Source organism: Pseudomonas sp. C321 (assembly GCF_055407105.1).
Genome location: NZ_JBUZRB010000004.1, coordinates 33,359 through 57,834, shown reverse-complemented (window position 1 = coordinate 57,834; position 24,476 = coordinate 33,359). Strand labels below are relative to the sequence as shown.

Sequence of the window (24,476 nt, the reverse complement as noted above, 5' to 3'; positions counted from 1 at the left end):
CACCCGCGGCTTTCAACATTTATCCCCTGCTTTGTTTTTTTTGGAGAACTTTCCATCCGGTTTTTCGTCCGCGATGCGTCTAATAATAATTCTTATTAACAAAAATTCTGACCACACTTCTCTGGAGCCCCTTCACGCGATGAACACCTCAATCCTGCGCCGTCCCGTCCTGGCGACCCAAGCCCGGAGCCCGATCTTCAAGCGGACCCTGCTGTCCAGCGCCGTACTGAGCATGGCCATGGCCACTACCCAGTCCCAGGCCGCTCCGGTGCCGTTGAATATCCCTGCACAACCGCTGTCCAGCGCCTTGCAGTCACTGGGTCAGCAAGCCAACGTGCAGATTCTGTACGGGCAGGACACGGTTATCGGGCTTCAATCCAGACCGGTGAATGGCACGCTGGAGCCAGCACAGGCACTGGAAACCCTGTTGCAGGGCAGCGGCATCAACTATTCGCAGACGGGTAATACCATTTCGCTGACCCCGGCCAGCACCGACGCAGCGCTGCAACTGAACGCCATCAGCATCTCCGGCAAAGCTCCCGGTTCGACCACCGAAGGCACCGGTTCCTACACCACGGACTCGTCCAGCAGTTCGACGCGGCTGAATATCCCCCTGAAGGAAACGCCACAGTCGATCACGGTCATTACCCAGCAACGAATCCAGGATCAGCACCTGACCAACCTCACCGATACCCTTGAAGCCGTCTCGGGCATCACCGTGGTGCGTGAAGGCCTGGGTGCCGACTCGGACGCCTACTACTCCCGCGGCTTCCAGATCAACAACTATGAAATCGACGGTGTGCCTACTTCCTCGCGCCTGGACAACTACACCCAGAACACCGCCATGTATGACCGCATTGAAGTGGTCCGTGGCTCTACCGGCTTGATCAGCGGCATGGGCGATCCGTCCGCGACCATCAACATGATCCGCAAACGCCCCACTTTTACCCCGCAACTGGTCATCGGCGGTGAAGCCGGCAGTTGGGATCGCTACGGCACCAGCGTCGACGTGTCTGGCCCGCTGACCGAAACCGGTAACATCCGCGGCCGCCTGGTCATGGACTACAAGACCCAGGGCGCCTGGGTCGACCGTTTCAAGCAGGACCGCAACCTGGTCTACGGCATCACCGAGTTCGACCTGAGCGAAAGCACCCTGCTCACCGCAGGCTTCAGCTACCTGACCGTACACACCAACCAGCCTCCGCGCAGCGGCTTCCCGCTGACCTACAGCAACGGTAACAAAACCGACCTCAAGCGCGCCTTCAACACCTCTGCCGACTGGTCCTACTACGATCACGAACAGACCACCTTCTTCACCTCCATCGAACAACAGTTCGATAACGGTTGGAGCGGCAAAGCCGAATACAGCCGCAACGAAAACAAGTACGACTCGGAGATCGTCTTCCTCGCCGGCAGCATCGACCAGAACACCGGCCTGGGTGGCTACGTGATGCCGAACAAGTTCAAGGGCAACCCTGTACAGAACGCCGTCGACGCGTACCTCACCGGTCCTTTCCAGTTGTTTGGTCGCGAACACGAGCTGATTACTGGCGTCACCCTGTCGCAGATCCGTAACGAAGATGCCCCGGACTACGGCGGCTGGATACGCCCCGGCAACTCTGCCGGCTACAACGGGACCATTGGCCCGATCAACGACTGGAACGGCAACGTCGCCAAGCCGGACTTCGTCAAGCAAGGCGAGCAGAACTTCAAGGAAAACCAGTACGCGGCCTACATGACCTCGCGCTTTCACCTCAACGACGATACCACCCTGATCGTCGGCGGCCGGGTGATCGACTGGAAGCAGGACGATGAAACCCGCTATTACTCCGGCGACGTCAGCCAGAACAAGCGCGCGGAAACCGGGGTCGTGATTCCCTACGCCGGCCTGGTGTATGACCTGAGCGAAATCTGGTCGGTGTATGCCAGCTACACCAAGATTTTCAACCCACAGTCCCTGGAGTCGGTCAGCGGCGCCTACCTGGACCCTCTGGAAGGCACTGGCTACGAAGCCGGGGTCAAGGCGGCCCTCAACGACGGCAAGCTCAATACCAGCCTCGCCTTGTTCAAGGTGGAGCAGGACAACCTGGGTGTCTACGACGGCACCAACTCGACGCCTTCCGGCTCGCAAGCCTACAAAGCCACCAAGGGCACGACCTCCCAGGGCGTGGAATGGGAGTTCAACGGCGAACTCGCCCAAGGTTGGCAAGCGGCGGGTGGCTATACCTATAGCGTCAGCACCGATCAGGATGACAAGCGGATTGCCACCCAGATCCCGCGTCACAGCCTCAAGGCATTCACCAGCTACCGCCTGACAGGGCCCCTGGACAAGGTCACAGTCGGTGGTGGTTTCAACTGGCAGAGCAAAGTGGGCTTTGACCTCAAAACCAATGAGCAGAAGCCTTACACCGTCGCCAACCTGATGGCGCGCTACGACATCTCGGAAAACCTGTCGGCCTCGGTAAACCTGAACAACGTGTTCGACCAAGAGTATTCCACTACCACCACCGGTGGCGTCTGGGGCGCTCCGCGTAACTTCATGACATCGTTCAAGTACACCTACTGATCCATCCTCGGGCCTCGTTCCTTGTGGAACGAGCGCCCATGAAAAAAGCGCATCAGCCTGGCTGATGCGCTTTTTTTGTTTGTGCTAAACGGCCGCCAAAAATCAAACCAAACCAAACACCCGGCGCAAAGCCCCTCCAATCTCCTGCTGAGCCTCTTCAGCCTCATCAATGATCGCGCCCATGCGCAAAAAGTCATGGGTCATGCCGGGGTAAACCGTTACGTTCACCGTCGTCCCCGCCTCACGCAAATGCGCCACGTACGCCAAACACTCGTCATGCAAGGGATCGCATTCGCCAAGGATCATCAAGGTCGGCGCCAGCCCCTCGGGCACCGCGCCCAACAGCGGCGAAAAACGAGGGTCCTGACGGTCAGCCAGCTCCCGCTGATACAACCCGTAGAACCACTCCAAAGTGTCCTTCTCCAGCAAATACCCGGAGGCATACCGCTTCAGGGAAGCAGTGCTGCGGCTGGCATCCGTCACCGGATAGATCAGCACCTGCAAACGCGGCTGAACCGGCGCACTATTACGGGCCAGTTGCGCCGCCAACACTGCCACCAGGCTGCCGCCCACGCTGTCGCCAGCCAGCGCCAATCGCTGCGTATCGATACCCAGCCCGGTGCCCTCTTCCACCAGCCAGTGCCAGGCATCTTCGGCGTCATCGGCCGCCGTGGGAAAACGCCACTGCGGCGCCAGTCGATACGCCACCGACAACACCGCGCAGCCGGCACTTTCGGCCAAGGCCCGGCACAACGAATCATGGGAGTTGAGGCTGCCCACCACATAGCCGCCGCCATGCAAGTACAACAACGCCGGGGCCGGCGCGGCAAGATCAAGGCGGCTGGCGCTGTACAGACGGGCCGGCAGTGGCTGGCCGTCGCGGCTCAGGATATCGAGGCTGTCCACCTGTTCCAGGTCGGCGGCGCCGGCGTCCATCATTTGCGACGACAGGTCAAATTGTTCGCGAGCCTGCTGCGGCGACAATTGATGCATGGCCAGGTTTTTCCCCGTGGCCCGGCCGCTGCCCACCAGTTCAAGAAAGGCAGCAATATCAGGATTCAATGACATACAAGGCACTCTGTAGTGCCGGGCAGACCTGAGGTCTCGCCCGGTGTGTATTCAGGGTTTCAAAGGACCGCGACCGGTTCCGCCAGGGCGTCCACCAGCCACGCCAACAATTGTTCGGAGCGCGGCACTTCAAAGTGACCACAATCGAGCAGATAACCGGCGGTGGGCTGTTCAAGCTGCCCGGCCAAGCGTATCGCCTCTTCACCGCGACCTGCCGTCCACCAACACTGGGGACGAACCTTAAGCGGCTCGCACGCCGCCAGTTGCAGCGAGCGCTGCTTGAGGTGTCGTGCCACGGTGAACACCTGGGCCAACTCGTCGGCGCCGAAGCCTGGGCGGGTCGCATCGCTACCCTCCCGGGCCAGGGCGTCGGCCAACAGCTGGCGCAGGTTTTGCGCAGTTTCAGGGCCAGACAGCTGCAGGTGTCGGGAAAGGTCGAAGCGAGTCACTTCGATGAACTCGCGCAGATCCGCCTGCCAGTCATCCACCGGCACCGATGGCTCGCCAGGCACATACGCATCCAGCAAGCCCAGCAGTTCCACTGTCTGGCCCTGGCGTTGCAACTCTGCGCTCATCAACGACGCCAGCGTGCCGCCCAAGGACCAGCCGATCAGGTGGTAAGGCCCCTCGGCTTGCTGCTGACGCAGATAACCGACGTAGTCGCGGGCCATGCTGTGCAGCGACTCGTCCTGCCAGAGCGGATCAAGCAGCATCCGCGACTGAATGGCGATCACCTGTCGCTGGCCGGACAGTGCCCGTGCCAGCGGCTCGTAATCGAACACCGTGCCAAAGCCCGCATGTACACAGAACAGCGGCGAGCGCCCGGCCACCGCAGGGCTGAGGGCCAGCAGCGGTGAACGTTGCACAGCGGCTGAGGCATCGGCGGTCAACTCGCCAATGGTCGGCTTCTGCATCAGGTCCCGCAGCTTGAGGCTGAACCCCTGGCTTTTCAGCACACGGGAGCGGGCCACCAGTTGCAGGCTGAGAATCGAGTCGCCGCCCAGTTCGAAGAAGTTGTCATCCAAGCCGACACGCTCCACCTTGAGCAAGGTCTGCCACAGTTGCGCCAGGGCCTTTTGCACCTCGGTCACCGGCGCGACGTAGCCGCCGGTGGCGAGATTGGCGGACGGCTCCGGCAACGCCTTGCGATCCAGCTTGCCGTTCGGTGTCAGTGGCAACTGCTCCAGGCGGATCAAGTGGGTCGGCACCATGTAGTCAGGAAGCGTCTGCTGCAACTGCTCCCGCAGGCGCTGGACGAGGCCTTGATCGACCGCGCTGTCGGCGGCAATCACATAACCCAGCAATTGCTTGCCACTACCGGCGTCACGGGCAATGACCACTGCTTCACGCACCTCGGCGCTGTCTTTGAGGCGTGCCTCGACTTCGCCCAGCTCGATACGGAAGCCACGGATCTTCACTTGCTGGTCAATACGCCCCAGGTAATCGGTCGTACCGTCTGCCCGCTGGCGAACTAGGTCGCCGGAACGGTACAGGCGTGCGCCGTCGAGGCTGTAAGGATCGGGAACAAAGCGCTCGGCGGTCATCGCCGGCCGGTTCAGATACCCTCGGGCCAGCCCCTCGCCACCCAGATACAACTCACCGGCAAGACCGCTCGGCAACAGGTTGAGGTCCATGTCCAGCACATGGGCGCTGCGATTGCCGATACGGCTGCCAATCGGCGCATAGGCGGCGCCGCAAACGTCCTGTGGCCCGGCTTTCCAGATCAACGGCGTCACCACCGTCTCCGTCGGGCCATAGCCATTGATGATGAACTGCGGGCGCAAGGCGCGCTGGGCCAGGTCGAAACTGGCCTGGGGCACCGCATCGCCACCGAAGCAGTAGATGCGCACCGGCGGCGGGTTGCCATCGCGCTCGGCCTGTTCGGCCAGCTGTTGCAGGTACACCGGCGGGAACGCCGCCACCGTCACGCCATGCTCATGCATGGCCGCGTAGGTCTGCTCCGGGGTCCACAAGCTGTCATCGCGAATCAACAGCCGGCCACCATGGGTCAAGGTGGTCAGCCAGCGCTCGTGAGCACCGTCGAAGGCGAACGACATAAAGTGCAACTCACAGTCATCCGGGCTCATCTCATAGCGCTCGCCGATGGCCTGGCAGTGCATGGCCAGCGGACCGTGACTGACCGCCACGCCCTTGGGCTGTCCGGTGGAACCGGAGGTGTAGATCACATACGCGAGATTTTCCCCGTGCACCGTCACCGCAGGCGCAGTGTCCGGCAAACCATCGAGCGTCAGTTGGTCGAGTTCCAGTACATGAACGTTGGTCGGAATCGGCAACTGCCCACGCAACAAGCTGTCGGTCAACAGCAGCGCAATCCCCGAGTCCTGCATCATGTAGGCCAGGCGTTCGCGTGGATAACTGGCATCCAGCGGCACATACGCGCCACCGGCCTTGAGCACCGCCAACAGCGCGACGATCATGGTTTCGCTGCGTGGCAAGGCCACGCCGACCCGTACATCCGGGCCCACGCCCTCGGCGATCAGGGCCTGGGCCAAACGGTTGGCGCGGGTTTCCAGCGCGGCAAATGACAGGCGCCGCTCGGCAAACAGCACCGCCGGGGCATCGCCCTGGGCCGCCGCCAACTGGCTGATCTGTTCATGCACCCAGCCCGACTCACGCACCGCTGCCGCAGCCTCCACCGCTGACGGTGTGGCAGGCAGGCCGATGGCGCCCAGACGTTGCCCGGCGTCGCTGGCCAGGCGCTGGATCAGCCCTTCCATATTGGCGCGAATGCCTTCCACCACGGCATCACTGAAGTGTTCCTGCAAGTACATGTATTCGATCACCAGACCGTCTTCGAGGGTGACCATCAAGTCCATCGGGAAGTCCGTCAAACCGGCACTGGCGCTGTCGCCGAACGCCAGGCTGTCGTCCTGCCATTGGCGCAGGGCCTGGTCGATTGGCTGGTTCTCGAAGACGATAATGCTGTCGAACAACGCCTGCCCGGCCTTGCCAGCCCAGCGCTGGATATCGGCCAGCGGGGTGTATTCGCGCTCGCGCATGTCCAGGTTGTAGGCCTGCAACTGGCGCAGCCAATCACCGACGCTGTGGTGCGGGGTGATTTCCTGGATCACGGGCAAGGTATTGATGAACAGCCCCAAAATTCGCTCGGAACCCGGCAGGCTGGCCGCCCGCCCTGACACCGTGGCACCGAATGCCACGCTGCGCTGACCACTGTAACGGCTCAGCAGCAGCAACCAGGCCGCCTGCACCAGGGTGTTCAACGTCACTTGCTGGCTTTGGGCAAAGCCCTTGAAGCCTTCGGTGGTGGCGCTGTCGAAACGGCTGTAAAGCGCCTTGTGGCCCTTACCCTGACGAACCGCCGCAACCGTATCGGCCAGGTAGGTCGGCTGATCCAGCACCGCCAACTGTTGGCGCCAGAACTGCTCGCCCGCCTGTGCATCCTGGCGTTGCAGCCAGCTGATGTAGTTTTCGTACGGCAATTCCGGCGCCAATGCCTGCCCGGAATACTCGGCCAGCACTTCACCGATCAACTGGGAGATGCTCCAGCCATCGATCAGGATGTGATGATAGGTCCAGATCAACTGATGGCGCTGGTCGTCCAGGCGCACCAGGATAATCCGTTGCAGCGGTGGCTGATTGAGGTCAAAACCCTGGACTCGTTCACTCGCAGCCAATGCCTGCACACGTCGCTCAGGCTCAACTTCGTCGCGCCAGTCGAGCTCGCGCAGCGGCACCTCCAGATGATCCATGACAAATTGCAGCGGCTGCTCAAGGTCTTGCCAGACGAAGCCGGTGCGCAGGATTGGATGGCGGGCGAACGCCACTTTCCAGGCCCGCTTGAAGCGCTCCACCTGCAAGCCCTTGACCGGCAGGCTCAGTTGGTTGACGTACAGCTCGGCATCCGGGGCATTGAGGCCCAGGAACAGCATGCCCTGCTGCATCGGCGACAGCGGGTAAAGGCTTTGCACCTGTGCCATCGGGATTGGCAACGCCTGCACCTGCTCGGGGCTGAGGCTGTGCAGTACCTGACTCGTAACGTGCGCGGGCTCGGCGCCGTCCAGACTCACCACCCGCAGGGCCAAAGCCCGAATATTCGGGTGCTGGAACAAATCCTTCGGGCTCAAGCCCAGACCCGCTTCCCGGGCACGGCTGACCACCTGGATCGACACAATCGAATCACCGCCCAAGGCGAAGAAGTTATCGGTGACACCCACCTGTTCCAGGCCCAGCACGGCTTGCCAGATAGCCACCAGCGCCTGCTCGGCAGCGGTACTCGGCGCTACATAGGCCTCCTGGACCTGATCCGGTGCCGGCAAGGCCTTGCGATCCAGCTTGCCATTGGCCGACAGCGGCAGATGCTCCAGCGCTACCCATTGGCTCGGCACCATGTAGTCAGGCAGGCAGGCGTGCAGATGCTCGGTGAGGATTTGACGCCAATCAGCGTCAACCGATGGTTCCAGTACCACGTAACCCACCAGTTGCTTGCCGTCGCGGGCCAGCACCACGGCTTCGCGCACCGCCTCGTGTTCCAGCAGGCGCGCTTCGATTTCACCCAGTTCGATACGCAAGCCGCGGATCTTCACTTGATGGTCGATACGCCCGACGTATTCGATCACGCCATCGGCGCGGTAGCGGGCCAGGTCGCCGCTGCGGTACAGGCGCTCACCGGCCACGAATGGGCTGGCGATAAAACGTTCGGCGGTCAGGCTTGGGCGGCGGTGGTAACCCCGCGCCAGGCCGATGCCGCCCAGATAAAGTTCACCCACGACACCGACTGGCAGCGGTTCAAGGCTGCTGTCCAGAATGTAGGTGGTCAGGTTGGCAATGGGTTGGCCGATGGGCACGCTGTCGCGGCCTTCGTCGGTGCAGGTCCAGTAGGTCACGTCGATGGCCGCTTCGGTCGGGCCGTACAGGTTGTACAGGCCGGCATTCGGCAGCTTGGCGAACACCTGTTGCTGGATATCCACCGCCAGCGCTTCACCACTGCAGACGATGCGCTTGAGGCTGGTGCAACTGTGGACGGATTCGTCCTGCAAGAAGGCCTGCAACATCGACGGCACAAAGTGCAAGGTGCTGATCTGCTCGCGCTTGATCAACTCAACCAGCTTGGTGGGGTCACGGTGATCACCCGGTGCGGCAACCACCAGTCGAGCACCGGTCATCAGCGGCCAGAAAAATTCCCACACCGAAACGTCGAAGCTGAACGGGGTTTTCTGCACCACGGTGTCGCTGGCATCCAGGCCATAGGCCTGTTGCATCCAGCACAGGCGGTTGGTCAGGGCGACGTGGCGGTTGCCCGCGCCTTTGGGTTTGCCGGTGGAGCCCGAGGTGTAGATCACGTAGGCGAGATTTTCGCCGGTCACGCTCACCGATGGATTGGTGGTGCTGTAGCCCGCCAGCCAATCACCCGATTGGTCCAGGGCCACGGTGTGCATCGCGTCAGTCAGGGGCAAACGTTGCAGCAACGCGGTTTGCGTCAGCAGCAAGTTCACGCTGCTGTCTTCAAACATGTAGCTCAGGCGATCCTGCGGGTAATCCGGGTCCAGCGGCACATAGGCACCGCCAGCCTTGAGAATCGCCACCAGCGCCAGCACCATTTCGGTAGAGCGCTCGGCCGCCACGCCCACCAGCACATCCGGGCCAACGCCCTGTTCGATCAGGTAGTGAGCGAGTTGGTTGGCGCGGTCGTTGAGCTGGCGATAGCTTAAGCGCTCTTCGCCAAAGGCCAAGGCCTGCGCATTCGGGGTTTTCTCGACCTGGGTTTCGATCAGCTGTTGCACCGTTTGCTGCAACGGGTATTCGGTGGCGGTGGTGTTCCAGCCCTCGATCAACCGTTGGCGCTCAGCCACCGGCAACAAGTCGATATCACCCAGCAACGTATCAGCCTCAAGACAACCCAGCAGGTGGATCATCCCCGTCGCAATCTGCTCGATAGCGCTTTCGCTGATACTGCCCAGATCAAAACTGAAATGCAGCGACAAGCGTTCGCCCATATTCACCAACACCGTCAACGGGTAGTTGGTCTGTTCATGGTTAGCCACCGTGCCAAAGCGCAGGCCACTGGTTGCGCCATGCTCCAAAGCCTCGGACACCGGGTAGTTCTCGAACACCAGAATGTTATCGAACAGCGCTTCACCGCCCTGCCCGGCCCAGCGCTGAATGTCGAACAGCGGCGTGTGCTCCTGCTCACGCAGGGCGAAGTTCTGTGCCTGCAATTGCTCCAGCCACTCACCCAGACGCTGCTCGGGCCGTGGGCTGGCGACCACAGGCAAGGTGTTGATAAACAGGCCGATCTGCTGCTCGACACCCGGCAATTCTGCCGGACGCCCAGACACCGTGGCACCGAACGCCACCGCGTCCTGACCGGTGTAGCGTTGCAACAGCAGCAGCCAGGCCCCTTGCACCAAGGTGTTGAGGGTGACTTTCTGCTGGCGGGCAAACTCGCCCAGGCGTTGGGTAAAGCTGCGGTCCAGTACACGGACCTGCTCGGCATGACCGCTGCCCAGGCTTTCGACGCCATGACTGACGCTGTGGGCCAGCCGCGTCGGCTCATTGAGCGGCGCCAATTGCTGCTTCCAGAACGCCTCACTCACCGCTCGATCCTGGCGTTGCAGCCAGGCGATGTAGTCGTGGTAGCGTCCGGCAAATGGCGCCACCGCCTCACCGGCATAGCGCTGCAACACCTCGCCGAACAACTGCGCGTTGCTCCAGCCGTCGAGCAGGATGTGATGGTTGCTGTAGATCAGGTGATAGCGGTCTTCGCCTGTGCGCACCAACGTCAGGCGCAACAGCCCCGGCTGCTGCAAATCGAAAGGCTGTTCGCGCTCGCCCAGGGCCAGGGCATCCAGGGCCTGGTCAAGATCGGTACGGGACTGCCAGTCGAGCACGCTCAACGGCACGCTCACGTGTTTGTGTACCACCTGCACCGGCCGCTCGAACGAGCCCTGCCAGAGGAAGCCGCTGCGCAGGATGTCATGCTCGTCCAGCGCCGCCTGCCAGGCCGCGCGGAAGGTCTCGACCTGCAAGCCGTCGACATCGACCCGCAACTGGTTGATGTAGGCGCCGCTCGCCTGCTCGTACAGGCTGTGGAACAGCATGCCGTGTTGCATCGGCGACAGTGGGTAAATGTCGGCAACCGCGCTGGCTGGCAACGGCAGGCTGTCCAACTGTTCCTGGCTCAAGCCAGCCAGGGGGAAGTCGGACGGCGTGACCGCACCGTGTACACCATCGCAGCAATGGGCGATCAGTGCGCTCAGTTCCTGGGCATAGTCGTCCGCCAGGGCCTGGATGGTTTGGCTGTCGAACATCTTCTGGCTGAAGGTCCAGCTCAGGCTCAATTCGCCGCCATAGACCTGGCTGTTGAGGGTCAGCCAATTGGCCAGGTTGGCGGCGGCGCTTTGCTCGGCGCCGGCCGACTCACTGGCAGGCACGAACAAGGCAGCGTCATCAAACTGGCTGTCGAACTGCCCCAGGTAGTTGAAGGTAATACGTGGCATCTCCAGGGCACTCAAGGCGGCCTTGCTCGCCTCATCCCCCAGGTAGCGCAGCGCACCAAAACCAATGCCTTTGTGCGGGATTGCCCGCAGTTGCTCCTTGATCGTCTTGATTGCTGCGCCAAGATCGTCCTGAGCGTGCAGGCGCACCGGGAACAGGCTGGTGAACCAACCCACGGTACGGGTCAGGTCGAGGTCGTCGAACAGATCCTCACGGCCATGACCTTCCAGGGCAATGCTGCTGGCCGACTGGCCGGTCCAGCGGCTGATCACCCGCGCCAGCGCGGTCAACAGCAGATCATTGACCTGGGTGCGGTAGGCCGCAGGGGCCTGTTGCAACAGCTGGCGCGTGAGGCTGGCATCCAGTTGCGTCTGGATCGTCACGGCGTGGCGATTTTCCAGGCTCGCGTCGCCATGGTCACAAGGCAACTCGCTGCCCGCTTGCAACTGGGCCTGCCAGAACGGCAACTCTTGTTGCACCACCTCGCTACGGGCATACGCCTGCAAGTGCTCGGCCCAGTGTTTGATAGCACTGCTCTTGGCCGGCAAGCGCACAGGCTGGCCCGTTTGCGCTTGCTGATAGGCCACTTGCAGGTCTTCCAACAGGATGCGCCAGGAAACGCCATCCACCACCAGGTGGTGGATGATCAACAGCAGACGCTGGCTGCCATCGGCCAAAGTCGCCAGCAGTGCGCGCAGCAACTGGCCGTCTTGCAGGTTCAAGCTGCGCTGGGCTTCAAGGCCAGACACAGCAAGGTCCTCTGCATGTTCAAGGCTGACTTGCCACACACGTTGCGGATGCGCTTGCACTTCGCCGAAGCGAGCCGTCCAGCCCGACGCCTGCTCGGTAAAGCGCAGGCGCAAAGCGTCATGGTGGGCACAAACCGCGTTCAAGGCCTGCTCCAGCGCCGAGCCATCAAGGGCCTGACGCGGCTTGAGCAGGACCGACTGGTTCCAGTGATGCTGTTCGGGAATCGCTTGCTCGAAGAACGTCTGTTGCATCGCCAGCAACAGGGTTTCACCGGTGACCGGCGACTGATCGATAACCAGCGCACTGACACCGGTTTTCGCCACCGTGGCCAGGCCCTGCACGGTCGGGTGCTGGAACAGGTCCTTGGGCGTGAAACGGATACCCGCCTGACGGGCACGGCTGACCACCTGGATGGAGACAATGGAGTCACCGCCCAAGGCGAAGAAGTTGTCGGTGACACCGACCTGCGCAAGACCCAGCACCGTTTGCCAGATGGCAACCAGCGTCGTCTCGACATCATTGACCGGCGCCACATAGGCCTGGGCCTGAACAGCCTCCGGCAGCGGCAGTAGATTGCGCGCCAGCTTGCCGTTGGGGCTCAGGGGCATCTGCTCCAGCAACAGGATCGACGCCGGCACCATGTACTCCGGCAACTCTTGCAGCAGGTAGGTCTTGAGCAGTGTCAGGTAATCGGTCTGGCACAAGTCAGCATCGACAGGCACCACGTAACCCACCAGACGCTTGCCGGCAGGACCGTCCTGCGCCAGCACCACGGCTTCGCGCACCGCCTCGTGTTCCAGCAGCCGCGCTTCGATTTCACCCAGCTCGATACGCAAGCCGCGGATCTTCACTTGATGGTCGATACGCCCGACGTATTCGATCACGCCATCGGCGCGGTAGCGGGCCAGGTCGCCGCTGCGGTACAGGCGCTCACCGGCCACAAACGGGCTGGCGATAAAACGTTCGGCGGTCAGGCTTGGGCGGCGGTGGTAACCCCGCGCCAGGCCGATGCCGCCCAGATAAAGTTCACCCACGACACCGACTGGCAGCGGTTCAAGGCTGCTGTCGAGGATGTAGGTGGTCAGGTTGGCAATGGGTTGGCCGATGGGCACGCTGTCGCGGCCTTCGTCGACACAGGTCCAATAGGTCACGTCGATGGCCGCTTCGGTCGGGCCGTACAGGTTGTACAGGCCGGTATTCGGCAGCTTGGCGAACACCTGTTGCTGGATATCCACCGCCAGCGCTTCACCGCTACACACGATGCGTTTGAGGCTGGTGCAACTGTGGACGGATTCGTCCTGCAGGAAGGACTGCAACATCGACGGCACAAAGTGCAAGGTGCTGATCTGCTCGCGATTGATCAACGCCACCAGCTTGGCGGGGTCGCGGTGATCACCCGGTGCGGCAACCACCAGTCGAGCACCGGTCATCAGCGGCCAGAAAAACTCCCACACCGACACGTCGAAGCTGAACGGGGTTTTCTGCACCACCGTGTCGCTGGCATCCAGGCCATAGGCCTGTTGCATCCAGCACAGGCGGTTGGTCAGGGCGACGTGGCGGTTGCCCGCGCCTTTGGGTTTGCCGGTGGAGCCCGAGGTGTAGATCACGTAGGCGAGATTTTCGCCGGTCACGCTCACTGATGGGTTGGTGGTGCTGTAACCCGCCAGCCAGTCGCCCGGTTGATCCAGGGCCACGGTGTGCATTGCGTCAGTCAGGGGCAAGCGTTGCAGCAACGCGGTTTGCGTCAGCAGCAGGTTCACGCCGCTGTCTTCAAACATGTAGCTCAGGCGATCCTGCGGGTAATCCGGGTCCAGCGGCACATAGGCACCGCCAGCCTTGAGGATTGCCACCAGCGCCAGCACCATTTCGGTAGAGCGCTCGGCTGCCACGCCCACCAGCACATCCGGGCCAACGCCCTGTTCGATCAGGTAGTGAGCGAGCTGGTTGGCGCGGTCGTTGAGCTGGCGATAGCTCAAGCGCTCTTCGCCAAAGGCCAAGGCCTGCGCATCCGGGGTTTTCTCGACCTGGGTTTCGATCAGCTGTTGCACCGTTTGCTGCAACGGGTATTCGGTGGCGGTGTTGTTCCAACTCGTAACCACAGCTTGACGCTGGGCAACCGGCAACAGGTCGATTTCGCCCAACGCCCGCTCGGCGGACTCGGCCAAGCGCGCCAGCAACGTTTCCAGGCAAGCCGCCAGCCCGACGATGGCCGCACCGTTGAATTTTGCCTCGATATAGCTGAACTGGAATGCCAACTGCTCGCCCACATTGACCATCAAGGTCAGCGGGTAGTTGGTGCGTTCATGGCTGTGAACGGCGCCGAAGCTCAGTTCATCGGGCTCGCCTTGTTGCAGCGCTTCGGACACCGGGTAGTTTTCAAACACCAGAATGTTATCGAACAGGGCTGCACCACCCTGCCCGGCCCAGCGCTGGATATCGAACAGCGGCGTGTGTTCATGCTCGCGCAACGCCAGGTTCTGCGCCTGCACCACTTGCAGCCATTGGGCGACGCTTTGTTCAGGCATCGGGATGGCGATCACCGGCAAGGTATTGATGAACAGGCCGATCTGTTGCTCCACGCCTTTGAGCTGTGCTGGGCGCCCGGACACTGTCGCACCGAAGGCCACGGCCGACTGGCCAATATGACGCTGCAACAGCAGCAGCCAGGCGGCCTGGACCAAGGTGTTGAGGGTCACCTTATTGGCCCGGGCAAAATCGCCCAGGTGCTGGGTCTGTTGACGATCCAGAGTCAAGAAATGATCGGCATAACCACTGGCCGAAACCGTGGCGTATTTGTCATGGGCCAGCGCTTCGGCCAGCCGGGTCGGCTCACTGAGCGGTGCCAGTTGCTCGCGCCAGAACTGCTGGCTGACACCACTGTCTTGGGCCTGCAACCAACCGATGTATTCACGATAGCGCCCAGGCTGGTTTGCCGGAGCTTGGCCGCTGTAACGTTGCAGGACCTCGCCCAGCAATTGCGAGCTGCTCCAGCCGTCCATCAACAGGTGATGGCTGGTGAAAATCAGGTGATGACGGGTGTCGCCGATCCGTACCAATTGCAGGTTGAGCAACGGTGCCTGGGCCAGTTCAAAGCCTTGCTGACGCTGCTGGTCGGCCAGTTGGTCGAGGGCGGCGGGCAGGTCCTTACGGTCTTGCCATTCATGCAAGGCATAGGGCAACTCGACGTGTTTGAACACCACTTGCACCGGCTGCGCCAGTTCGCCTTGCCAGACAAACCCTGAACGCAGACTGTCATGGGCATCCAGCGCCGCTTGCCAGGCTTGGCGGAAACGCTGGGGATCAAGGCCGCCGACATCCAGACGCATCTGGTTGATGTAGTCGGCACTGTCCTGTTCGTACAGCGTATGGAACAACATGCCTTGCTGCATCGGCGACAGCGGGTAGACGTCTTCGATGTTCGCCACGGCCATCGGCAGTGCATCCAGCTGTGCCTGGCTCAACCGCGCCAGCGGGAAGTCCGATGGGGTCACACCCAGGGCCTGGGTACAATGCTCGATCAACGCAGCGAGTTCCTGCTGCAAGTCATCGGCCAGGCGCTGAATGCTCGCGGTGTCAAACATCTGCGCGCTAAAGCGCCAATCCAGACTCAACTCGCCGGCATATACCTGACCGTTGAGGGTCAGCCAGTTGCCCAGCGGGGCATCAAGGCTGTGCTCGGCGCCGGCATTTTCCGCCGACGGCACAAACAATGCGCCATCCACTTCATCGAAGCTGCCGTCGAACTGGCCCAGGTAGTTGAAGGTGATGCGCGGGGTCGGCAAGCCGCGCAATACCTGCTGCGCATCCTCGTTGCCCAGGTAACGCAGGGCACCGAAGCCGATACCTTTCTGTGGAATGCTGCGCAGCTGTTCCTTGATCGCCTTGACCGAGTCGCCAAGGCCGGCGGCCGGCGCCAGGTTGACCGGGAACAGGCTGGTGAACCAGCCGACGGTACGCGTCAGGTCGATCTCGTCGAACAGCTCCTCGCGGCCATGGCCCTCCATCTGAATCAGCGTGGAGGCCTGCCCCGTCCAGCGGCAGATCACCCGCGCCAGGGCAGTCAGCAGCAGGTCGTTGACCTGAGTGCGATAGGCCGCCGGGGCCACCTGTAGCAATTGCCGGGTTTGGTTGCTGTCCAGTCGAGTGTGTACCGTCAGGACATGGCGGCTCTGCAACCCACCCTCGGGGTGATCACACGGCAAGTGTGCGGCTGCGCCCGCCAGATGCGCCTGCCAGAAGCGCAACTCGTCCTGCAATGCCGGGCTGCGAGCGTGGTCATGCAAACGCTCGGCCCAGGTCTTGAAGGCACTGGTCTTGGCCGGCAACTGCAAGGGTTGGCCAGCATCCAGTTGCCGATAAGCACTTTGCAGGTCTTCCAGGAGGATACGCCAGGACACGCCATCCACCACCAGGTGATGGATCGCCACCAACAAGCGCTGGGAGCCGTCTCCCAGGGTCGCCAGCACCGCACGGATCACCACGCCGCTTGCCAGGTCCAGAGAGCGCTGGGCTTGTTCGCCGAGGGTTTCCAGGGCCTGGGCGTCAGCCACCTGGGCCTGCCACAGCAGCGCCGTGGCGTGCAGTTGCGCAGGCGTCAGGTAACGGGCAGTCGCGTCTTCGCTAAACGCCATGCGCAGGGCGTCGTGGTGCGACACCAGTGCCTGCAAGGCTTGCTCCAGTCGTCCGGCATCCAGTGCCGTGACAGGCTTGAGCAGAACCGATTGGTTCCAGTGGGAACGCTCGGGGATCGCCAGTTCGAAGAACACCTGTTGCACCGGCAACAGCGGCGTTTCACCGCTCACTGGCCCCTGATCAATCTGCACCCGCTGGCTGTCGGTACGGGCCACGAGCGCCAGGCTTTGTACGGTTTGGTGTTGGAACAGGTCCTTGGGCGTGAAGTGAATCCCGGCCACGCGGGCACGGCTAACCACCTGAATGGAGATGATCGAGTCGCCGCCCAGTTCGAAAAAGTTGTCGTTCAGGCCCACTTGATCCAGGCGCAGGACTTCCTGCCAGATCACCGCGATCCGTTGCTCCAGCTCGCTTTGCGGCGCCTGATAGTCGACTTGCGAGGCACCTGCCTCGGGCTTGGGCAAGGCCTTGCGGTCGAGCTTGCCATTGGGTGTCAATGGCAAGGCGCTCAGCAGCAACAGATGGGCTGGCACCATGTAGCCCGGCAACACCCGTTTAAGCTGTGCCTTGATAGCCGCCGGCTGGCGATCGTCTTGCAACAGCGCCAAATCGCTCGGCACCACATAGGCCACCAGCTGTTGCCCGCTCAAGCCCGGCTGGGCCACGACCACCGCTTCACGCACGGCCGGGTTGTCTTGCAGGCGCGCTTCGATTTCCCCGAGCTCCACGCGAAAACCACGGATCTTCACCTGATGGTCGATACGCCCGATGTAATCGGTGGTGCCGTCTGCACGCTGGCGCACCAGGTCGCCGGAACGATAGAAACGCCCGCCCGGCGCGCCAAATGGGTCCGGCACAAAGCGTTCGGCGGTCATCGCCGGTCGGTTCAGGTAACCCCGTGCCAGGCCTTCGCCGCCCAGGTACAGCTCGCCGCAAAGGCCCTGGGACAAGGGGTTGAGTTGATCGTCCAGCACGTAGGTGCTGCGATCGCCGATGCGGCTGCCAATCGGCGCATAGGCGGCGCCGCATTGCAGTTCTGGGCCGGCTTTCCAGATCAGCGGGGTGACCACCGTCTCGGTCGGACCATAGCCGTTGATGATGTGTTGTGGGCGCAGCGCGCGCTTGGCCAACTCGAAACTGGCCTGGGGCACCGCATCGCCGCCAAAGCAGTAAATGCGTACCGGCGGCGGGTTACCGTCGCGCTCGGCGTGTTCGGCCAGTTGTTGCAGGTACACCGGCGGGAACGCCGCCACGGTGACACCGTATTGGTGCATGGCGACGTAGGTCTGCTCGGGGGTCCACAGGCTGTCGTCACGCAGCAGCAGGCTGCCGCCGTGGGTCAACGAGGTGAGCCAGCGTTCATGGGCGCCATCGAAGGCAAAGGACATGAAGTGCAGTTCGCAATCCGCCGGGGTCATGGCATAGCGTTCACCAATGGCCTGGCAGTGCATGGACAAAGGCCCATGGGCCACGCTGACGCCCTTGGGCTGACCGGTGGAGCCGGAGGTGTAGATCACGTAGGCCAGGTTGTCCGGATGCAGGTCTACCACCGGCGCCGTGGCGGGCCAGTGATTGAAGTCCATCAGGTCCAGTTCCAGGGCTTGCAGGCCGGCGACTTTCGGCAACTGGCCAATGAGGCTGGAGTCGGTCAGCAGCAGCGCCACGCCCGAATCCTGCATCAGGTACGCCAAGCGCTCCTGAGGATAAGTGGCATCCAGCGGCACATAGGCACCGCCGGCCTTGAGCACGGCGAGCAACGCCACCATCAGGTTTTCGCTGCGGGGCATGGCCACCGCCACCCGTACTTCCGGTCCCACACCTTCAGCCATCAGCGCATGGGCCAGGCGATTGGCGCGGCTATCCAGTTGCCCATAGCTGAGGGTTTGGCCGTCGACGATCAGCGCGACGCTGTCCGGCGCCTGCGCGGCAATGCGCTGGTGCACAAAAGGTTGCAGGGTGTAGGGCTGCGGCGTGTTGCTCGACCGCAAGTGGTCCCACTCGCTTGCCGTCAGCAGATCCAGAGCCCCGGTGGGCCGTTGCGCTGACTGGCTAAATTGTTCGAGCAGGTGCAGCAATTGTGCGTTGATCCGCGCAATCACTGGCGCCGAAAAGCTCTGCAGGGCGTAGCCGTAGTGCAGGGTCAGGGTCTCGTCGAGGTTGATACCCAGGGTCAGCGGGTAGCTGGTTTGTTCCAGGGTCAGCACGTCACCGAAGCGCGGGCCACTGGTTTGCGCTTGCTGCAACGCGTCCGACAAGGGGTAGTTTTCAAATACCAGGATGCTGTCGAACAGGGCTTCACCGCCCTGCCCGGCCCAACGCTGGATATCGAACAACGGCGTGTGTTCCTGCTCACGCAGGCTCAGGTTCAGCACCTGCACCGCTTGCAGCCATTGGCCCACGGTCTGCTGGGCCTCGCTGCCGGCGATCACTGGCAGGGTGTTGATGAACAGGCCGATTTGCTGCTCGATCCCTTGCAGCGCCGAAGGTCGACCGGACACCGTCGCCCCGAACGCCACCGTGGACTGGCCAGTGTAGCGCTGCAACAGCAGCAGCCAGGCACTTTGCACCAGGGTGTTGAGGGTGACTTTCTGTTCGCGGGCAAAGGTATTGAGACGCTGGGTGGCAGCTGCATCCAGCACATGGACCAACTCGCCATGCCCTTTGGCCCCGGCATCTCCACTGGCCAGGCTCTGGGCCAGGCGAGTCGGTGCGTCTAGGGCGGCCAGTTGCTCGGTCCAGAAGCTTTCGCTGGCCGCGCTGTCGCGCCCCTTGAGCCAGGCAATGTAGTCGCGGTAACGCCCTGCCGACTGGGCCACTTCCTGGCCGGCATAGCGTTGCAGCACTTCGCCGAACAGCTGCGCGTTGCTCCAGCCATCCAGCAAGATATGGTGGTTGGTAAAGATCAGGTGGTGGCGAGCGTCGCCGGTCTGGATCAGGCACAGGCGCAGCAACGGCGCGCGATCGAGCACAAACGCACGCTTGTGTTGCTCTTCTGCGGCGCCGTCGAGGGCCAGGGCCAGGTCATCGCGACCGCGCCAGTCGAAGGCGACGAAAGGCAGCTCGACCTGTCGTGCAATTACTTGCACCGGTTGTTCAAATACCCCCTGCCAGAGAAAGGCGCTGCGCAGGCTTTCATGGGCCGCCAGCGTGTCCTGCCAGGCGGCCTGGAAGCGCTCGCTGTCGAGCCCGTCGACATCGACCCGCAACTGGTTGATGTAGTCGACACCTTCCTGCTCGTACAGGCTGTGAAACAACATGCCCTGCTGCATTGGCGACAACGGATAGATGTCCTCGACGTCTCGCAGCGCAAAGGGCAGCACCTCCAGTTGCGCCTGGGACAGGCCGGCCAACGGGAAGTCCGAGGGGGTCACGCCGCGATGGGCCGGATCGCTGCAATGGCTGATCAGGGCCGTCAGCTCCTGCGCGTAAGCGTCGGCCAACTGTTGCACCGTGGTGTCCTTGAACATCTCGCGGCTGTAGACCCACTCCAGGCTCAGCTCGCCACCATAGACCTGGCCGTTAACGGTCAGCCAGTTGCCCAAGGGCGCATCGATACTTTGCTCGGCGCCCGACGACTCGCTGGCTGGGACAAACAAGGAGGTTTCATCGAACTGCCCGTCGAACTGCCCCAGGTAGTTGAAGGTAATACGTGGTGTTGGCAGCTGCGCCAGGGCGGCGCGCTCATCGGGCCCGCCCAGATAACGCAGCAAGCCATAGCCGAGGCCTTTTTCCGGTACGCCGCGTAGCTGTTCCTTGATGGTTTTCAGTGACTGTTCGAGGTCGGCCGCTGGCGTCAGGCGCACCGGGAACAGGCTGGTGAACCAGCCTACGGTACGGCTCAGGTCGATTTGCTCGAAAAGGTCTTCGCGGCCATGGCCTTCCAGCTGGATAACGCTGGAGGCGGCGCCGGTCCAGCGGCAAATCACTCGCGCCAGGGCAGTCAGTAACAAGTCGTTGACCTGGGTGCGATAGGCCTCGGGAGCGTCCTGCAGCAACTGCCGAGTCAGGATTGGGTCCAGGCGCGTCTGCACCGTGGCCCCATGGCGATTTTGCAGGCTGCCCTGAGGATTGTCGCAAGGCAAATCGATGAGATCGTTGCCCAGGGTCTGCTGCCAGTAGCCCAACTGCGCTTTCACGACATCGCTGCCGGCGTACTGCTCCAGGCGCTCGGCCCAGGCTTTGAAGGCGCTGCTCTTGGGCGCCAGCTTGACGCGACGGACCGATCCAAGCTGCTGATAGGCGCTCTGCAAGTCCTCCAACAGAATCCGCCAGGACACGCCATCGACCACCAAGTGGTGAATAGCCAGCAGCAAACGCTGACTGCCATCGGCCATCTGCACCAGCAGTGCCCGCAACAACGGGCCCTGTTGCAGATTCAGCGAACGCTGGGCCTCGTCGCAACGGGCGTGCAATTGCCCTTCATCGGCGGCTTCGGCTTGCCATAGCAACGGCTGGGTCTGTTCGACCCGAGCATGGCTGGCCTGGCCATCCGGGGTAAAGTTCAAGCGCAGGGCATCATGATGGACCACCAGCGCCTGCAAGGCCTGTTCAAGTCGCAGCGGGTCGATGGCCTGGGAAGACTTGAGCAACAGCGACTGGTTCCACTGCTGACGCTCAGGGATTTCGGTTTCAAAGAACTGCTGCTGGAACGGCAACAGTGGCGTGGCGCCGGTGACCGGTGCCTGATCGATGTGCAAGGTGCTGCCCAGTTGGGCGACACGGGCCAGGCTCTGCACGGTCTGGTACTGGAACAGGTCCTTGGGCGTCAGAATAATCCCCGCCTGGCGGGCGCGGCTGACCACCTGGATGGAGACGATGGAATCGCCGCCCAGGGCAAAGAAATTGTCGGTAATGCCCACCTGCTCGCGCTTGAGCACGTCCTGCCAGATCGTGGCGATGCGCTGCTCCAGTTCGGTGCCCGGCGCAACGTAGGCGGCCTGTTGCAGGCTGGCGTCCGGGGCAGGCAGTGCCTTGCGATCGAGCTTGCCATTGGGGCTCAGGGGCATCTGTTCGAGGAACAGCAGGTGCGCTGGCACCATGTACTCGGGCATGACCTGCCCCAGGTGCAGTTGCAGGCTGGTGCGCAGCGCTTGCTGGTCGTTATCGCTGGCGTGCAGAAAATCGGCCTGGGTTGGCACCACATAACCCACCAGTTGCTTGCCGTCGCGGGCCAGCACCACGGCTTCGCGCACCGCCTCGTGCTCCAGCAGCCGCGCTTCGATTTCACCCAACTCGATACGCAGGCCGCGGATCTTCACTTGATGGTCGATACGCCCGACGTATTCGATCACGCCATCGGCGCGATAACGGGCCAAGTCGCCGGTGCGATACAGGCGCTCACCGGTCACAAATGGGCTGGCGATAAAACGTTCGGCAGTCAGGCTTGGGCGGCGGTGGTAACCCCGTGCCAGGCCGATGCCGCCCAGGTAAAGCTCACCCACGACACCGACTGGCAGCGGTTCAAGGCTGCTGTCCAGAATATAGGTGGTCAGGTTGGCAATGGGTTGGCCGATGGGCACGCTGTCACGGCCTTCGTCGGTGCAGGTCCAGTAGGTCACGTCGATGGCCGCTTCGGTCGGGCCGTACAGGTTGTACAGGCCGGCATTCGGCAGCTTGGCGAACACCTGTTGCTGGATATCCACCGCCAGCGCTTCACCGCTACACACGATGCGTTTGAGGCTGGTGCAACTGTGGACGGATTCGTCCTGCAAGAAGGCCTGCAACATCGACGGCACAAAGTGCAGCGTGCTGATCTGCTCGCGATTGATCAACGCCACCAGCTTGGCGGGGTCACGGTGATCACGCGGTGCGGCAACCACCAGCCGAGCACCGGTCATCAGCGGCCAGAAGAATTCCCACACCGACACGTCGAAGCTGAACGGGGTTTTCTGCACCACCGTGTCGCTGGCATCCAGGCCATAGGCCTGCTGCATCCAGCACAGGCGGTTGGTCAGGGCGACGTGGCGGTTGCCCGCGCCTTTGGGTTTGCCGGTGGAGCCCGAGGTGTAGATCACGTAGGCGAGATTTTCGCCGGTCACGCTCACCGATGGGTTGGTGGTGCTGTAGCCCGCCAGCCAATCACCCGATTGGTCCAGGGCCACGGTGTGCATCGCGTCAGTCAGGGGCAAGCGTTGCAGCAACGCGGTTTGCGTCAGCAGCAGGTTCACGCCGCTGTCTTCAAACATGTAGCTCAGGCGATCCTGCGGGTAATCCGGGTCCAGCGGCACATAGGCACCGCCAGCCTTGAGGATTGCCACCAGCGCCAGCACCATTTCGGTAGAGCGCTCGGCCGCCACGCCCACCAGCACATCCGGGCCGACGCCCTGTTCGATCAGGTAGTGAGCGAGCTGGTTGGCGCGGTCGTTGAGCTGGCGATAGCTCAAGTGTTCTTCACCAAAGGCCAACGCTGGGGCATCCGGGGTTTTCTCGACCTGGGTTTCGATCAGCTGTTGCACCGTTTGCTGCAACGGGTATTCGGTGGCGGTGTTGTTCCAGCCCTCCACGAGAATCTGACGCTCACTGGCCGCCAGCATCGGTAGCGCATCAACTCGCTGCTGCGGCGCGGCCAGCATGGCGTCGAGTAGTGCCAGCCAATGAGCGGCCATGCGCTCGACGGTGGAGGCATCAAATAAGTCCGTGGCATAAATAAACGCCGCCGACAGCGCGCCGTTATGCTCGACAGTATTGAGGGAGAGGTCAAACTGCGCCGTGGGGCTCTCCCACTCCAGCCCTTCAATGCGCAACCCTGGCAATTGCACCGAGGCGGCCTGAGGGTCCTGCGCCTTATGGTTGAACATCACCTGGAACAACGGGTTGCGACTCAAGCTGCGTTCCGGCTGGAGAACGTCCACCAGTTGCTCAAAGGGCAAATCCTGGTGAGCCTGGGCATCCAGGGCGCTCTTGCGCACCTGTTGCAGCAAATGCCTGACAGTGGCGTGGCTATCCACTTCGGCGCGCAGCACCTGGGTATTGACCAGAAAGCCGATCAGGCGCTCGGTTTCACTGCGACTGCGATTGGCAATCGGCACGCCGACGCGAATATCGGACTGCCCGCTGTAGCGATGCAACAACAGCTGGAACGACGCCAGCAACACCATGAAGCCGGTGACGCTCTCTTGCTGGGTCAAGCGCTTGAGTGCTTCCAACCGTCGACCACCCAGCTCGATTCGCACACTGGCGCCGGCAAAGCTTTGCACCGCCGGGCGGGCGTGGTCGGTGGGTAACTCCAGCACCGGCTGCTCGCCGGCGAGTTGCGTCTGCCAATAGCCCAGTTGCCGCTCACGCTCACCCGCTTCCATCCAGTGCCGCTGCCACAACGCGTAATCGGCGTACTGCACCGGCAAGGGCGGCAAGCTGCCTTGGCGGCCCTGGCTGAAATCAGCGTAAAGCTGCACCAGTTCATCAGCCATGACTTGCAGAGAAGCGCCGTCACAAATGCTGTGATGCAGGGTCAGCACCAACACATGCTGGTCCGGCGCCAGGCGCAACAGGCGCGCGCGCATCAAGGGGCCGCTGGCGAGGTCGAAGGAGGCCCCGGTCTCCGCTTCAACCAGTGCCCGCAGGCCTGGCTCGCCGCTGGCAAGCCATTGGGCCTCATGGGCCTCGGCCAACAGTGGCCGGGCCACCGGGTCGCCGATGTGTTGCAGGACTTGATCGCGGTCCTGGATAAAGGTCGTGCGCAGGCTTTCATGGCAAGCCACCAGCGTCGCCAGGCTGTTGTGCAGGGCATCAAGATCCAGTGCGCCGATCAGGCGTAAAGCCTTGGACAGGTTGTAGGCTGCACTGTCGGGGTCCAATTGCCAGAGGAACCATTGGCGCTGCTGGGCGTAGGACAGCAGTAAAGGCTCGTCGGCATCGCGTTTGAAAATAGGCGCGACACCAAACAAATTAATGCCCTTTTGCTTGAGCAGGATGGCCAGCGCCTTCCTTTCTTTCGCAGAAAGCGCTGCTACCGACTCGATTAACTTTTGCACGCCATAGCCCT

The 24,476-nt window shown here is 62.4% G+C and carries 3 protein-coding genes; 1 reads left to right on the top strand and 2 read right to left on the bottom strand.

Annotation, left to right across the window (positions count from 1 at the left end; translation table 11 throughout):
• The first annotated feature begins 139 nt into the window (after positions 1-139).
• Positions 140-2,566 (top strand): TonB-dependent siderophore receptor, encoded by a 2,427-nt coding sequence (locus ACZRJ6_RS13065; RefSeq protein WP_463968841.1) that lies wholly within the window; start codon positions 140-142, stop codon positions 2,564-2,566.
• A 102-nt stretch (positions 2,567-2,668) separates the two neighbouring features.
• Here ACZRJ6_RS13065 and ACZRJ6_RS13060 read toward each other — a convergent pair whose 3' ends face one another.
• On the bottom strand, positions 2,669-3,634 hold the full coding sequence (locus ACZRJ6_RS13060; RefSeq protein ID WP_463968842.1) for an alpha/beta hydrolase: 966 nt from the start codon (positions 3,632-3,634) through the stop codon (positions 2,669-2,671).
• 59 nt (positions 3,635-3,693) lie between these two features.
• Complete coding sequence (locus ACZRJ6_RS13055; RefSeq protein ID WP_463968843.1) at positions 3,694-24,465, bottom strand: non-ribosomal peptide synthase/polyketide synthase; 20,772 nt, start codon at positions 24,463-24,465, stop codon at positions 3,694-3,696.
• Between the last annotated feature and the right edge of the window lie 11 nt (positions 24,466-24,476).